This is a genomic window from Arthrobacter rhizophilus, from assembly GCF_026241105.1.
In the GTDB taxonomy this organism is placed as follows: Bacteria; Actinomycetota; Actinomycetes; order Actinomycetales; family Micrococcaceae; genus Arthrobacter.
In genome coordinates, this window is sequence record NZ_JAPFFT010000007.1 from 141,151 (window position 1) to 155,869 (window position 14,719).

The 14,719-nt window shown below is 64.9% G+C and carries 12 protein-coding genes; 6 read left to right on the top strand and 6 right to left on the bottom strand.

What is annotated here, in order from left to right; genetic code table 11:
- Window positions 1-43 precede the first annotated feature (43 nt).
- The 4 genes from OOZ51_RS08425 to OOZ51_RS08440 all read right to left on the bottom strand — a co-directional run bounded on the left by OOZ51_RS08425 (window position 44) and on the right by OOZ51_RS08440 (window position 3,676).
- Complete coding sequence (locus OOZ51_RS08425; protein ID WP_265978885.1) at window positions 44-610, bottom strand: hypothetical protein; 567 nt, start codon at window positions 608-610, stop codon at window positions 44-46.
- Window positions 603-1,295: a DNA-binding protein gene (locus OOZ51_RS08430; RefSeq protein ID WP_265978886.1), complete on the bottom strand. Its 693-nt coding sequence runs from the start codon at window positions 1,293-1,295 to the stop codon at window positions 603-605. Before OOZ51_RS08430 ends, OOZ51_RS08425 begins: the two co-directional genes overlap by 8 nt.
- Before the next feature lie 202 nt (window positions 1,296-1,497).
- The gene (locus tag OOZ51_RS08435; protein WP_265978887.1) at window positions 1,498-2,238 is read right to left on the bottom strand and encodes a DUF2510 domain-containing protein; all 741 of its coding nucleotides are present in this window, start codon (window positions 2,236-2,238) and stop codon (window positions 1,498-1,500) included.
- A 40-nt stretch (window positions 2,239-2,278) separates the two neighbouring features.
- The gene (locus tag OOZ51_RS08440) at window positions 2,279-3,676 is read right to left on the bottom strand and encodes an 8-oxoguanine deaminase (RefSeq protein ID WP_265978888.1); all 1,398 of its coding nucleotides are present in this window, start codon (window positions 3,674-3,676) and stop codon (window positions 2,279-2,281) included.
- A 389-nt stretch (window positions 3,677-4,065) separates the two neighbouring features.
- On the opposite strand from OOZ51_RS08440, the gene OOZ51_RS08445 reads away from it, so the two are divergent.
- From OOZ51_RS08445 to OOZ51_RS08465, 5 genes are all read left to right on the top strand, one after another.
- Window positions 4,066-4,560 carry a nucleoside deaminase gene (locus tag OOZ51_RS08445; RefSeq protein WP_265978889.1) on the top strand — a complete coding sequence of 165 codons (495 nt, stop codon included), beginning with the start codon at window positions 4,066-4,068 and terminating at the stop codon, window positions 4,558-4,560.
- Window positions 4,561-4,575: 15 nt separating this feature from the next.
- Window positions 4,576-6,144 carry an NCS2 family permease gene (locus tag OOZ51_RS08450; RefSeq protein WP_416346364.1) on the top strand — a complete coding sequence of 523 codons (1,569 nt, stop codon included), beginning with the start codon at window positions 4,576-4,578 and terminating at the stop codon, window positions 6,142-6,144.
- Between the two features lie 305 nt (window positions 6,145-6,449).
- Complete coding sequence (locus OOZ51_RS08455; RefSeq protein ID WP_265978891.1) at window positions 6,450-7,688, top strand: XdhC family protein; 1,239 nt, start codon at window positions 6,450-6,452, stop codon at window positions 7,686-7,688.
- Window positions 7,679-8,638, top strand: coding sequence for an FAD binding domain-containing protein (locus OOZ51_RS08460; RefSeq protein ID WP_265978892.1), 960 nt, complete (start codon window positions 7,679-7,681; stop codon window positions 8,636-8,638). The genes OOZ51_RS08455 and OOZ51_RS08460 overlap by 10 nt, the downstream gene beginning before the upstream one ends.
- A 2-nt stretch (window positions 8,639-8,640) precedes the next feature.
- Window positions 8,641-11,478 carry a molybdopterin-dependent oxidoreductase gene (locus OOZ51_RS08465; RefSeq protein WP_265978894.1) on the top strand — a complete coding sequence of 946 codons (2,838 nt, stop codon included), beginning with the start codon at window positions 8,641-8,643 and terminating at the stop codon, window positions 11,476-11,478.
- Between the two features lies 1 nt (window position 11,479).
- Here the strand turns inward: OOZ51_RS08465 and nboR are convergent, their stop codons facing one another.
- Both nboR and OOZ51_RS08475 read right to left on the bottom strand, forming a co-directional pair.
- Window positions 11,480-12,109 (bottom strand): nicotine blue oxidoreductase, encoded by a 630-nt coding sequence (gene nboR, locus OOZ51_RS08470; protein WP_265978895.1) that lies wholly within the window; start codon window positions 12,107-12,109, stop codon window positions 11,480-11,482.
- Window positions 12,106-12,405: an SRPBCC family protein gene (locus OOZ51_RS08475; RefSeq protein WP_265978896.1), complete on the bottom strand. Its 300-nt coding sequence runs from the start codon at window positions 12,403-12,405 to the stop codon at window positions 12,106-12,108. The genes nboR and OOZ51_RS08475 overlap by 4 nt, the downstream gene beginning before the upstream one ends.
- 1,039 nt (window positions 12,406-13,444) lie before the next feature.
- Between OOZ51_RS08475 and OOZ51_RS08480 the strand changes: the two genes are divergently transcribed.
- Complete coding sequence (locus OOZ51_RS08480; protein WP_265978897.1) at window positions 13,445-14,698, top strand: hypothetical protein; 1,254 nt, start codon at window positions 13,445-13,447, stop codon at window positions 14,696-14,698.
- The last annotated feature ends 21 nt before the right edge of the window (window positions 14,699-14,719 follow it).

A 14,719-nucleotide genomic window follows, 5' to 3' on the forward strand; every position in this document is an offset into this window, starting at 1 on the left:
GCATTGAACTGCTCCCTACGGGGGTGGCGCCGCCCGCCACTTTTTAGCTCTTACCGACCTTCCGGAACTTCGCTCCGCTCTGCGGATTGTCGGCAAGGATCTTTAGGTTCATCCGGGCCCGCTGCCTCTCCCTTTCCTCCAGAAGCATCCATGACCGGTGCGTTTCGTCGTTCAGGCTTTCGTGCAGGCTGCTGACCCGGGAGCGGTCGCTGCCGCGCATCTGTTCGCGCATGGTTAGTGGTTCCACGACGCAAGCGACCATGACGTCGACCTGCTCCTGGCCTCGGACAAACCGGTGCGCCGGAGCAAAGGAGTCGATGGAGGTCTGCAGCGTGTAGCCCATCCCGGCGAGGACCCCCTGCACCTGAGGTACCGTCGTGGCCGGAGTGTCTAAGTGCAGGACGATGTCCACGTCGGCCGTTGGTCGCGTCACAGCCAAGGCGGCTCGGGCGGAGTGCAGCTGGACCATGAGCCCGCCGACGAGCGTCCAGTGCTGCGCCGGCAGGTTCATGGCAAGTTCGATGCATTGGGGCCACGGCTGGCCCCAACCTCCCGGTGGGGCGGGTACGTCCCAGATTTCCCTGCCGTCTTCGTGCATATCGTCAGCCACGGAGCTGTTCCTGCAGGAGCTTCTCAAGCACTGACCGCCCGGCGGAGTGTTCCCTGGCGGCCAGGGACTCGGCGAGGTCAAGGGCGATGGCCGCGATTGGCACCTCGACGCTGAGAGCATCCTCGAAATCCACTTCTCGCAGGATGACGTTGCCGTTCGGGTCCTTCTCCATGTGGAAGGACTCGGCCATTTCATCGGCGACGCCCGTGGGAACGTAGCCGTCGAGGATGCTGCCTCCGCGGGCAAGCCCAAAGACGGCGGCGATATCCGCGTCCTGCAAGGCCGTCTCACCGGTCGCGGCCACGTACTCTCGAAGCCTGGAGATCGCGTCGGGGGTGGCGCGGAATTTACGAACTGTGGCCCGGTCGCGGGCGGCGGCCATGACCTCATCCACGCTGCGGGTCTTCAGGGACTGACGTAGCCGGTAGCGCTCGGAGGGTTGGAGCCAGGCGGCGTTACCGCCCCCGAGTATGACGAGGGCAGCCCAAGCGATGCGTTGACTCCAGGCACGGCCGGCCCGGCGTGGGATCTGACAGGTGCGAAGGAGGGAGTCGATGGAGATCAGATGATTGTGGACGTTGGCAAGGACTTCCAGCTGGCCGTGCACGATCATGTTCCTGATCTGGCGCTGGCTCACTCCTAGCCGGTCGGCCGCTTCGGCAGTGCTTACATAGTTTGAAGCCATAGGCACAATACTACCGAGCGCGGAAGTGTTTCGTATATGCAGATCACTTCCCCTTGCGGAATAGTTTTGTCTATGCGCGGTATGCTTCATGGGCGATCGATCGCGCAACAGAGCCAAAAGGCGAGCGGCACTGAACTGCTCCCTACGGGGGTGGTGCCGCCCGCCACTTTGTGTAACCGGGAACGTTGTCTGTTCGGGGAGCCTACATCGGTATGGTGCTGGCTATGCTCGAAAAGATCATGCCCGCTTTGATCCCCACCACAATGAAGCTCAGTGCAGTCAGCCCAATCAGTGCCCAAATCGGAGCAAGCCCGCGCTGCGGCGCAACCTTGTGGACGATCACTGACCGGCCCACCACGTAGACTCCCGCGCCCAGGAAGGCCCATGCCCAGTGGAAGGGGCGGACCACCCCGTCCCTTTGCAGCTTTTGCCAGTCGAGGTAGGACAGCAGAACGCTGACCCCGTAGATGAGCCAACCTGAAGCGATGAGCAGAAAATATGGAACACTGAACATCGAGGTCGGATCGAGGGTTGGTACGCGCCTGGCCCCCACATACCGTAGGTGGAAGACCGGATTCCAGAGCAGCACGATGATCACGGTGATCACCGGCAGCAGTGTGACCAACCAAATGAACGGGTTGTAGACCGGGGTCTGACGGCTGATTTCCGGGCGCGGAGCGGGCCGTGGCGGGCCAACGTATTGACCGGGCTGCGCCGCCGCGGGCCACGAGGCTCCGGCTGGCGCCGGCTGGACCGGCTGCCCGCCCGCAGGCCACGAGCCTCCGGGCTGACCAGTTCCCGCCTGGCCTTGCGCAGGCTGAGCCGGTGGGTTCCACGCAGTTCCAGTCCAAGCATTACCGTCCCACCACCGTAGTTGCCCGGAGCCCGAGGGGTCTGGGTACCAACCTGGAGGAGTCGGCGTGTTGTGCTGGGGGACGGTCATGATTTGCCTCCTGATCTACGACCTAATCGAGAGGCTACTCCTAACCCCTGATGATTTTCTGTGCGGCGGCTGAATGTTTGGTAATAAGTTCCGGGATGTTCAGATCCGGGATCTGTCCGTCCACAACGCGCCACTGGCCGCCCACCATGACGCGGTCGGCGCGGTCCGCCGCGCAGAGCAACAATGCCGCGATGGGATCATGGCTGCCGGAGAAGCGCAGCCCGTCGGGCTTGAACAAGGCAAGGTCTGCCTGCATCCCGGGAGCTATCTGGCCGATGTCGGTGCGGCCCAGCACTGCCGCGGATCCCCGCGTCGCCCAGCCGAGGGCGCGCTCCACGGGGACATCCGCACCGTAGCGAAGCCGCTGCAGATACAACGCCTGCCGCGCTTCGAGGATCATGTTGGAAGTGTCGTTCGACGCCGAGCCGTCCACTCCCAGCCCCACTGGAACCCCGGCGGCCTCGAGTTCCAGCACCCGTGCGGTGCCGGACGCCAGCCGCATGTTCGACGTCGGGCAGTGTGCGACGGCGGTGCCGGCGGCACCCAGCCGGGCGATCTCGTCGTCGTCGAAATGGATGCCGTGGCCAAGCCAGGTGCGCTTTCCGAGCCAGCCGACGCTGTCCAGATAGTCCACGGTGCGCAGCCCGAACATCTCGCGGCAGAAATCTTCCTCGTCGATGGTTTCGGCGAGGTGGGTGTGGAGGCGGACATCCAGCCGTTCGGCCATGGCCGCGCTTTCGGTCATGATCTCCCGCGTCACCGAGAACGGCGAACAGGGAGCCAGGGCAATCTGGATGACCGCGCCGTCCCCCCGTTCGTGATACTTCCCGATCAGCCGTTCGCTGTCCGCGAGGATCACCTCCGGGCGCTGCACGGTGGATCGCGGCGGCAGGCCGCCGTCGTCCTCGCCTAGCGTCATTGACCCGCGGGTAAGGGTGGCGCGCATGCCGAGTTCACGCACGACGCCGACCTCAACATCGATCGCGTCCTCAAGTCCCGCGGGGAAGAGGTAGTGGTGGTCGGCTGCCGTGGTGCAACCGGACAGCAGGAGTTCCGCGAGCGCTACTTTCACGGCAAGTTCGAGGCTGTCCGGGGTGAGGCGTGCCCACACGGGGTAGAGGTTCTGCAGCCACGGGAACAGGGGAGCGTTGGCCACCGGACCCCAGGCGCGGGTGAGCGTTTGGTAGAAGTGGTGGTGCGTGTTGATGAGTCCGGGCGTCAGGACGTGACTGCCGGCGTCGAAGACTCGATCGCAGTGTGCGGTAGGTTGCTTTCCCGCTGGGATGAGTTCGGCGATTTTCCCGTCGCTGACGACGATGCCCCCGCCGGCGTCGAGCCCGTTGGCGGTGAACACTGCGAGGGGATTCTTGATCCAAATCCTCGAAGAGTTTGGATCCGTTGCCGGGGCTGCTGGCTGGAAGTCGGGTTTCGGAGACATTGGAATCCTTGTCTGGTCGGCGTGGTTGCGTTCCAGCTCAGTGGGTCCTGTCTGCTGATCCAGGTTCCGGCGGGTCTGTCCTGCCGGTGGCACCCAGCGTAGGACTCCACGCCGAAGAGAGTCAATGTGACCGGCGCCCAAACCCGGCCCGGCGCCCGGCCCAACAGCTGAATTTCACATGTCGAAACTTTTTTTCCAGAAACTATGGCGCGGCTCACATCTCCGGTGCTAATCTCAATTTGCCAAAGGCGGGCACCCGGACCCCGGGAAGCTATCTACCAGGCGAAACCTTCAAAAGCACATGCTGAAGCCTGGTAATCGCAGCACTGGTCTGTCATGTTCAGATGCCTCCCTGGTTACAGGCTTCCTCAGCACTAAGGAAGTCGCACATGAGTACCACCGTCACGGCCGAACATTTCTTGGCCACCTCCATTGAGCTGGCAACAGCCAATGTCCTCAACAGCGGCGGGCCGTTCGGCGCCGTCATTGTCACCGCGGATGGCCGCGCCTTCGAAGGCGTCAACCGGGTCACCGCAACCAACGACCCCACGGCCCACGCCGAGGTCACCGCCATCCGAAATGCCTGCCGCGAGTTCGGCACCTTCGATCTCAGCGGAGCCACCCTCTACACGAGCTGCGAGCCATGCCCCATGTGCCTGGCCTCGGCTCTCTGGGCACGCATCGGCAACGTGGTTTTCGCAGCAGACCGGCACGACGCCGCCTCAGTTGGCTTCGACGACGCCGTCTTCTACGAGTACTTCGAGAACGAAGACCGGGACAAGCTCATGCCGGTCACCAAGCTGGAACTGGGCGACCCCCAGGCGCCGGCCATCCTGGAACCGTTCAACACCTGGAACACGCTTGACTCCAGGATTGACTACTAGGGCCCGGTGGCTGAAATGACAATCCTGGACCCCGCAGATATGCGAACAGCGACTGAAAAGCAGGCTGCGCCCTTGGGCGCAGGGCAGACAGTGGCAGGCGAAAAGCACACGGCAACCGGACTGGCGCGGGGCAGCAGCCCCAGGCCACCGGCGTCGAACTCTTTCCTGGATCGTTTCTTCCAGATCACCAAGCGTGGCTCCACGCTGGCCCGCGAATTCCGCGGCGGCATAGTCACGTTCTTCACGATGGCTTACATCGTTATCCTCAACCCCCTGATTCTGGGCGGATTCTCTGCCCAGAACGCACCCACGGACGTGGCCGGCGGATGGTTGTCGGCAGCGCAGGTGGGGGCCGTCACCGGACTGACCGCCGGCGTCATGACGGTTCTCTTCGGCCTCATCGCGAACCTGCCGTTCGGGCTCGCTGCGGGCTTGGGAATCAACTCGTTCCTGGCAGTTGCCGTCATCCATGAAGTCACCTGGCCGGAAGCCATGGGCCTGGTGGTCATCAACGGCATCCTGATTGTCCTGTTCGGTGCCACGGGTGCCCGGACCGCGATCTTCAAGGCTGTCCCCAAGGAACTCAAGGCTGCCATCACCGTGGGAATCGGCCTCTTTATCGCCTTCATCGGCTTTGTCGACTCCGGTTTCGTCCGCGCCACAAAAGGTGGACCGCCGGTACAACTCGGCACGGATGGTTCCATCACCTCCATCCCCACGCTTGTATTCATCGTCGGTCTGCTGGTCATGGGAATCCTCGTGGCCCGCAAGATCCAGGGCGGCCTCCTGATCGGAATCGTCGCCACCACGGTCCTCGCCGCCGTCGTCGAGGCCGTCATGCACATCGGGCCTGGCAGCGCCGCCAATCCCGGTGGCTGGCACCTCAACACCCCGGTACTGTCCGGCCAACTGGTTTCCGCCCCGGACTTCAGCCTGGTGGGCCACTTCGACCTCTTCGGCTCGTTCTCGAGGATCGGTGGCCTGGCGGCCACGATGTTGGTGTTCACCCTGGTGTTCACCAACTTCTTCGACGCCATGGGCACCATGACCGGTCTCGCCAAGAGTGCCGGCGTGGCATACAAGGACGGGACTTTCCCCAAGCTCAAGTCGGCCTTCATCGTCGAAGGCCTGGGCGCGGTAGCCGGCGGCGCGACGTCCGGCTCGTCCAACACCGTGTATATCGACTCCGCTGCCGGGATTGGCGAAGGCGCCCGCACCGGCCTGGCTTCGGTGGTTACTGGACTGCTGTTCCTGGGCTCGATGTTCCTGACCCCGCTCACCAGCGTGGTTCCGCTGGAGGTCGCAGCCTCGGCACTGGTGGTGGTGGGAGCCATGATGATGGCGCAGATCCGCGAGATCAAGTTCTCCAAGTTCTCGGTGGCCCTGCCCGCCTTCCTGACCATCGTCACCATGCCGCTGACTTACTCCATCGCAAACGGCATCGGCGTCGGGTTCATCTCCTGGGCCGTGATCCATGCGGCATCAGGCAAGGGCAAGAAGGTCCATCCGCTCATGTGGGTGGTGACCGTGGGCTTCCTGATCTACTTTGCCCGCGGGCCGATCAGCGCGCTGATGGGAGCGTAGCCGGCCCGTAGTAGCCGGCCATTGAGACGGCGGTCCGGCCGCAAGTCACCGCAATGAATAGGCGTCCGCCGATCGTCCTCCACCCGCATAGCGCGGACGACGACGGCGGGCGGCGGTGAGGTGCGGCCGCTCCGCTAAGGACCGGGGTGGGAAATGAGAGGCCCGCCCCGGTCCTCTTCACGCAAAGGGTTGCTTGTTTACCCGAAGCTCTCCTGTACAGACGCAAGGAATGAGAATATGAGGCAAGATCGCACGCTGCCCCGGGCGGGTCTCCGGTCCGGGACCTCGGTAAAGGAAGTGTTGCCATGCTGGATTTGATGCCTTCGCTGGGCACCTGGCGGCCCGCGGTCTCTGGCGAGCGATGCGCAGTCGCCACCATCGTGGCCGCTGGAGGCTCCGTGCCCCGGCCCCTCGGCACGTCCATGCTGGTCTCCGAACACGGCGATGTTCTCGGCAGCCTCTCCGGAGGGTGCGTGGAAGGTGCCGTGGTGGAGGCCGCGCTTGAGGCAATGCGCGACGGCGGCAGCCGCCTTGAGTCGTTCGGCTACAGCGCCGAGGACGCGTTCGCCGTCGGGCTCACCTGTGGCGGCGAACTGGAAGTCCACATCCAGCCGACCGGGGTCGCAGGGCTGGACTTGGCCGCGTTGAACGCGGTCAGCGGAGGGATGAACACCGCGAGCGGCTGGCCGTCCTCCATGGCACTCATCCGCAGGCTCGACGCTGCGGGAGGCGCCGTCGTCGTTCCTGATCCGGCCGTTTTTTCCGCCGCGGGTTCGCAGGAACTCTCGGACCTCCTGGGCGGGGATGCCGGCGTGATTCGCGCGGCCGCGGCCCAGCTCGAGCCCCTCTTACGTGGTGGCCGCGCAGGGCTGGTCCGGCTGGCGCCGGCTGAAGGCTGCGGGACCGTACCGGAACCCGAACCCATTACCCTCTTCGTCGAAAGCCGCTTGCCCGCGGCCCGCATGCTCATCTTTGGCGCCAACGACTTCGGCGCCGCGCTGCTCCCTGCCGGGAAACTCCTCGGCTACGACGTCACCGTGTGCGATGCCCGTCCCGCGTTTTCGAGCCAAGGCCGTTTCCTCGCCGCAGACCACCTCGTCACGGATTGGCCGCATCGCTACCTTGCCGCCGAGTCAGCCGCCGGCCGGATCGATTCCCGCACCGTGGTGTGCGTGCTGACCCACGATCCCAAGTTCGATATTCCCCTGCTGGAAACCGCCCTTGCTTTGGATCTTGCCTACGTAGGGGCCATGGGTTCGAGGCGCAGCCACCGGCAGCGGATCGACGGACTGCTGGCCAACGGCACCCAGGCCGAGGCGCTCGAACGGCTTCATTCGCCCATTGGGCTGGACCTTGGTGCGGTCACCCCGGCTGAAGTTGCGGTGTCCATTACGGCCGAGATCCTCACGTCCCGCGCGCCCCAAGCCACGTCCGGCCGGGGTTCGCTCAAAGACGGCACAGGACCGATTCATCACAGCACCCCCGAAACCCGCACCCCCGATCACAGCACTCCAGAACACAGCAAGGTGACCCAGTGGACATGAACACCATCGAGTCCGTGGTTGCCACCACGGATCCAGGCCAATGGCGCGACGGCGACGCCTGGCTTGCCGGCGGCACTGTCCTGTTCTCCTACGGCAGTCCGGTCGGCAGCGAAGAACCGCTCAAGCGCTTGCTCGACCTGGGCCAAGCAGGCTGGCAGTCCGTGACCGTGAGCGACTCCGGCGTAGAGCTTGCCGCCACCTGCACTGTTGCCGAGCTGTACGCGCTCCCGGTTTCGGACGCCGTGGCCGGCCGGAACTGGCCCGGCCTTGATGTTTTCCGCCCATGCTGCGATTCTTTCGTGGCCTCCTTCAAGGTGTGGAACATGTCCACCGTGGGCGGCAACGTTTGCACCTCGCTCCCTGCCGGGCCCATGATTTCGCTGTGCGCCGGCCTCGACGCCACGGCCACCATCCTTGGCCGGCACGGCAGCAGCCGTACTGTCCCAGTGGCGGAGTTCGTCACCGGGGACGGGAAGAACTCCTTGGCACCCGGCGAGCTCCTCCGCAGTATCCAGCTGCCGGCGTCGGCTCTGTCCGCGCGGGTGGCCTTCCGTCGGCTCTCGCTGAGCAACCTCGGGCGATCGGGGGTACTGCTGATCGGACGGCTCGACGCCGATGGCAGCCTGGTCCTCACCGTCACCGCCGCTACCAAACGGCCCGTGCAGCTGCGGTTCGCCGCCGCCCAGGTGCTCGACGCAGGCCAGCTAGCCGCCGCCGTCGAGCGTTCCATCCCTCCGGAGCTGTACCACGACGACATCCATGGGCTCCCGGAATGGCGTCGCGACATGACGGTTCGCCTTGCCGAGGAGATCCGCATGGAACTGCTCGACCCGGCTGGACACGGAGGGCCGTTTACGGTCTCGGGCGATTTCTGGCCACCGCATGCCACCTCACAACAACCGTCCACCCAGCCCGCGTTTAGGGACACAGCAAAGCAGAAGGAGGCCTGAGCATGGCAATCGAGATCAACGGAACCGCCACCGAGGCCGCACCCCGCCCGGGCCAGTGCCTGCGGACATTCCTGCGCGAACAGGGCAATTTCGGCGTCAAGAAGGGGTGCGACGGCGGCGACTGCGGCGCCTGCACCGTCCACGTGGATGGTACGCCCGTGCACAGTTGCATCTACCCGGCCGTCCGCGCCGAGGGGCACTCGGTCACCACCATCGAGGGGCTGTCCAGCGGGGGAGAGCTCCATCCTGTGCAGCAGCAGTTTGTGGAAAACCAGGGCTTCCAATGCGGCTTCTGCACGGCGGGCATGATGATGACCGCCGCTACCTTCGACGACGAACAGAAGGCCAACCTCCCGCGCAGCCTCAAGGGAAACCTTTGCCGCTGCACTGGTTACCGCTCTATCGCGGACGCTGTGTGCGGCAGTCACACCCACGCGCCCGACGCCGGCGCGGCGGCTCAGTCCGGCGCGGCAGTAAGTTCCGGCCCGGAAGTAAAAAACACCGGCCAGCTCGGTGACGACGTTCCCGCCCCGGCGGGTCGCGCCGTCGTCACTGGCACTGCCCGCTACACGCTCGACGTCCCCGCGGAACAACTCCCCGGGCTGCTGCACCTCAAACTGCTGCGCTCGCCGCACGCGCACGCCCGAATTGTCTCGATCGACACGACGGCGGCCCTCCGGGTACCTGGAGTCGTTGCCGTGTTCACGCACGAGGACGCGCCGGCCCGGTTGTTCTCCACCGCCCAGCACGAGCTCTACACCGATGATCCCGACGACACCCGGGTGCTCGACAGCGTGATGCGATTCATCGGCCAGCGGGTTGCCGCCGTCGTCGCCGAATCGGTGGGCGCAGCGGAAGCCGGAGCGCGGGCCATCAAGGTGGAGTATCAACTCCTCGACGCTGTCTTCTCGCCACGGGAGGCGTTGCGGCCCGGCGCCCCCGCCATCCACGGGGAGAAGAATGCACAAACGGCCCGGATTTCCCGCCCGCAGAACAACGTCGTGGCAGAGGTCCATTCCGAGCTGGGGAACGTGGAAGCCGGATTTGCAGCGGCCTCTTTCATCCACGAGAACACATACCAAACCCAACGGGTGCAGCATGTCGCGATGGAAACCCATTGCTCCATCGCGTGGCTGGAACCCTCCGGGAAGCCCGGGGAGGAGCGCTTGGTGGTCCGTTCCTCAAGCCAGGTGCCGTTCCTTGCCCGGCGCACCCTGGCCCGCGTGTTCGATCTCCCCGAAGACCGCATCCGCGTGGTGGCCGGACGCGTGGGCGGTGGGTTCGGCGGCAAGCAGGAAGTGCTCACTGAAGACCTCGTGGCCATGGCAGCCCTCAAGCTGCGCCGGCCCGTGCAGGTGGAGTTCACCCGCAACGAGCAGTTCACCGCCACCACCACACGCCACCCCTTCACCATTAAGGTCAAGGCCGGGACTACCCGGGACGGGCACCTGACGGCGCTGCAGCTGGACGTGGTCACCAACACGGGCGCCTACGGAAACCACGCGCCCGGAGTGATGTTCCACGGTTGCGGCGAATCCTTGGCCGTCTACAAATGCGCCAACAAGAAGGTGGATGCCCAGGCTGTTTACACCAACACCGTCCCGGCCGGCGCCTTCCGCGGCTACGGGCTGAGCCAGATGATCTTCGCGATCGAATCCGCCGTGGACGAGCTCGCCGTCGGAATCGGCATGGACCCCCTGGAGTTCCGGCTCAAGAACATGGTCCGGCCGGGTGATGACATGCTTTCGACGAATCCGGAACCGGAGGAGGACGTCTTCTACGGCAGTTACGGCCTGGACCAGTGCGTGGCTTTGGTCCGGGACGCCCTTGAGCGCGGCGCGCAACGCTACCGGGACGCAGGCCTCGACCACCTTGGCCCGGAGTGGGCCACCGGCGTCGGTTCAGCGCTGTCCATGATCGACACCGTTCCGCCTCGCGGTCACTTCGCCCACACGCGCCTGAGGCTTTTGCCGGACGGTACGTTCGACGCCGCCGTCGGGACCGCCGAATTCGGCAACGGCACCACCACGGTCCACGCCCAACTGGCTGCGACCGCCCTGTCCACCACGGCGTCGAAGGTGGCCGTGCGTCAGTCCGACACGGACCTCGTGGAGCACGATACCGGCGCTTTCGGCTCCGCGGGCACGGTGGTGGCCGGGCAGGCCACCTTGCTCGCGGCGCAAGAGCTGGCGCTCCGGATCCGGTCTGTAGCGGCCGCGTTCGCCGTTGTTCCGGCGGCGGATTGCGTGCTCGAGGACGGTGCGGTGCGCTGCGGCCCGCGGGTCCTGGCGCTCGCAGAGGTGTACGACGCCGCGCAGCAGCAGGGCGTGGAACTCGCCGCAGAGGGCCGTTGGGGTGGAACACCGCGTTCGGTCGCCTTCAACGTCCACGGATTCCGAGTCGCCGTGAACACCGGAACGGGGGAGCTGCGGATCCTGCAGAGCGTGCAGGCCGCCGATGCCGGCGTCGTGGTCAATCCGCGGCAGTGCCGCGGCCAGGTGGAAGGCGGAATCGCGCAGGCGCTCGGTGTGGCGCTGTATGAGGAAGTACGCGTGAACGACGCCGGACGGGTCACCACGGACATCCTGCGGCAGTACCACATCCCGTCTTTCGCAGACGTGCCGCGCAGCGAGGTCTACTTCGCGAAAACGAACGATCAAATGGGGCCCCTCGGTGCGAAGTCCATGAGCGAGAGCCCGTTCAACCCCGTGGCGCCCGCGCTGGCCAACGCCATCCGGAACGCTACGGGAGCGAGGTTCGCGGAGCTCCCCATCGCTCGGGACAAGATCTACCTGGCGCTCAAGGATGCCGCCGCCCCCACCCAACTGGTTCGCATTTGAGCTAGTCGGTCAGGAGGTGGAGCTGTGCCTTGGTATCTACGTCTGTTCCATCGGCGAGGTCGCTGCAGTCCACAACGTCCACCAGTCCCGGGTGGGCTTTGAGGAAACGGCGAGCTCCGGCGTCGCCCGCGGCGGACTCGGCTGCCTCGGCGCGGAGGGCGGCGTCGATGATCAGGGGATGGCCACGCCGCAGCTTTGCGGGTGCACTGCCGTCGAGGGCATCTTCCGCGTACCCCGCAGCCGTCACGCGGCCGGGTCGGTGCGCGGCCAGCAGCCTGGCGACGACCCCGGGAGTGAGGCCGGGCTGGTCAACCAAAGCCACGAGGACGTTGTGGCCTCGGGCAGCCGTTGCAATACCTGTCCGAAATGAACTAGCCATGCCGGACGCCCACTCCGGGTTGTCCACCACGAGGTATCCGTCTAGATCCGTGGTGCGGCGGACTTCCCCCGCTCCGGCACCGAGCACCACCACTACCTCGTGGCATCCGCCGTCGAGCAACACCTTGGCGAGTAACTCCACCAAGGTGCGGCCGCGGAAGGGGAGCAGTGCCTTGGGGCCGAGGCCCAGGCGCGTCCCTGCGCCGCCGGCCAACAGTACGCCGGTGGTGGGCGTGAGGCTGGTGTCGTTCATGGGTTCACCATATACATGGTGCTGCCCGGGGTCTCGATACGGCCTGGCCTCGCCCGGCTGCTGCACGGCTTCGGTTTCCGGAGACCACATCGAAGTTCGATTTCCAGTGCGAGCCCACGGCGGTCTTGAGGTGCTTGAGCTGCGCCACTAGCTCCGACGGTTCCTGCGATGCCGCTCTTGAGGGCGATGCTTTGGATTCCATTCCTCCATTTGAGTTCGTTGAGGGGATTGGCGATGAAGGCGTAGACATCACTGATCGGACGTTTGATGATGACCGTGTTCTCGGCGTGAGCCATGGAGGACCTTTCGTCGTCTTTCGAGCTAAGTCTCTCTGGAAAGAGCGGATCGGGCCCTGGAAAAGGTGTTGAACATGATGTTGTAAAGAGGCGTGCGGCCGGGGTCTCAGATCCGACCGCACGCCTTGCAGGGATCCGTGGATCCCTGCGCGTGACCCGTGTGGTGGGTTAAGCATGGGGTCCCCCACCGCCGTGGCACGGCCTGACACGCGATCCACGGAGGACGGCTCCGTGGCGGAGCCCTAACAGGCCAGAGGCGAGTTTCGGACTCCTCTCGCATGCCAGGCACTATGTATGTGTCTTGAGTGCCTGAAACATGTCGCCAATCTGGTAAGGCAAATTCCGGAAGCCCGTAGGAGCCGATAGTAGGAATTAAACCGCCGATATTACGGCACGATCTGCGCCCCCGGGACACTTAAAGGGTGCTTGGCGCGTGAGAGACGGACTTCTCGACGGATTTGTGGGGACGACGCGAGAGGTCACTTCGGAATGCGAGTCAGGCCGTGTCCCAGGCAGTTGACGGTTACCCAGACGGCCGAACTGCCTGGGACACACTTTGAGTCGGGTCACGCGCCGGTATAAGCGCCCGACGGAGACCGAGCTCTTGGCTACGCCTGGGCTTTGATGTCTGTGGATCCGTCGGGCCCTGCGAGCTTCCGTTTGGTTCGGGTGCTAAAACCATTCAGTCCTCCGTTCTCATGTCGCCGACGCGTTTCGGCCAGCGGGGGAGTCACAGCAGAGCGCGATTGGAAAGATTCTTTGCGAACCGGCGGCGAGAATCCGCCGGTGTTTCCTCTTTAACAGTGAAGGCTCGCGCACGACGAGAGCGGTCGTCGGCACTCTTACCGGAATAGCCCGATCCTCGCTCTTCGTGCCTCCTGGACCCTGGGAGGGGCCTTCGCAACTCCAGGCTCCCCGTCTCGCGTCTTTTTTGGGGGCTTCGAAGTCGTTTTTTAAACATCGAATCGATGAATTAAAAGCCGCCCGAATTAGGCGACTGGCTGGCGTGAACTTACGCGCATCTTTGGAGGAGACAGTCATGATCAAGATTTCCAAACCGGCAACGAGGGCAGCGGTGTTTGCCGGCATCCCGTTACTATTGTTGACTGCGGCAGGGGCAGCGTTGGCCGATGGTTCGGCCAAGCCGGCCACGGCTACCGGGACACAGAACAGCGTCAGTGCTGCCAAAGCACCGCTCGCTCCCGTGATTTCCAGGTCTCCGGCAGTTTCGGAGACCGCTGGAAAGCCAGCGGTTCCGGCGCCGGCGGCGCCCGCCACGGCGGCCCAACCCACCACGGTCCCGCCACGAGCCGCAGCTTCGGGGTCACCGGCAGTTGGGGAGACTGCCGGAAAACCAGCCGTTCCAGTTCCTGGGGTCCCCGCGACGGCGGCACAGCGAAGCGCAGCTTCGTCCAGCTCCGTTTCACCGTCCACTGCACCGACGGATCCCACCACTCCGGGCTTTTCAACCTGTGATCCTGCGAAGCCCAACACCATGCCCAACTGTGCCTTGCTCACGGTCAACAAAGTGTGGATAGTCAATGGCCAGACCATCAAAAATGGTGACGTCCTCGACGGCGTCACCTTCAATGCAGCCCTCAAACTGACGTTCAGCCACGACAACGGCCCCAACTCGGTGCCACAGGTAGCCGATCCTGCTGCGTGGGGGGAGGGCTACTACGTCCACCACGGCAGGCCCGTGAGCATCGAAGAGCAGATCAACCTACCCAACTGCACGGTGAACAGTTCCTTCACGGATGGGACCCGAAGCCTTCACCACGGACGTCTGCACGATCTGCAGTGGTTCGGCCCGTCCGAGCTTCACATTCAAGGCCCCTTGCAGTACACCGTCACGGTGACGAACACGGCCGAATGCACATTCCCGACACCGACACCGACGCCCACGAGCACTGCCACACCGACACCGACGCCGACACCCACGAGCACTGCCACACCGACACCGACACCGACGCCCACGAGCACTGCCACACCGACACCGACGCCGACACCCACGAGCACTGCCACACCGACACCGACACCGACGCCCACGAGCACTGCCATTCCCACACCCACCGTGGTTCCGACACCGACCAGTTCACCGTCGGTAACCTTGCCAACCGAGACCGGAACAGCCGTGGTCGTGGCCGCTTCCGCAACCCCGGCATCAGGCACAACTGAGAACAGGCTGGCCTATACCGGGTCCGGTGGGGTCGGTTGGATTGCCGGCGCAGCCACGCTGCTCGCGGGAGCCGGGGCTGCGCTGCTCATTTCCCGACGCCGTAGGGCCCACTAACGGCGCAACGCGCTCCGGAGT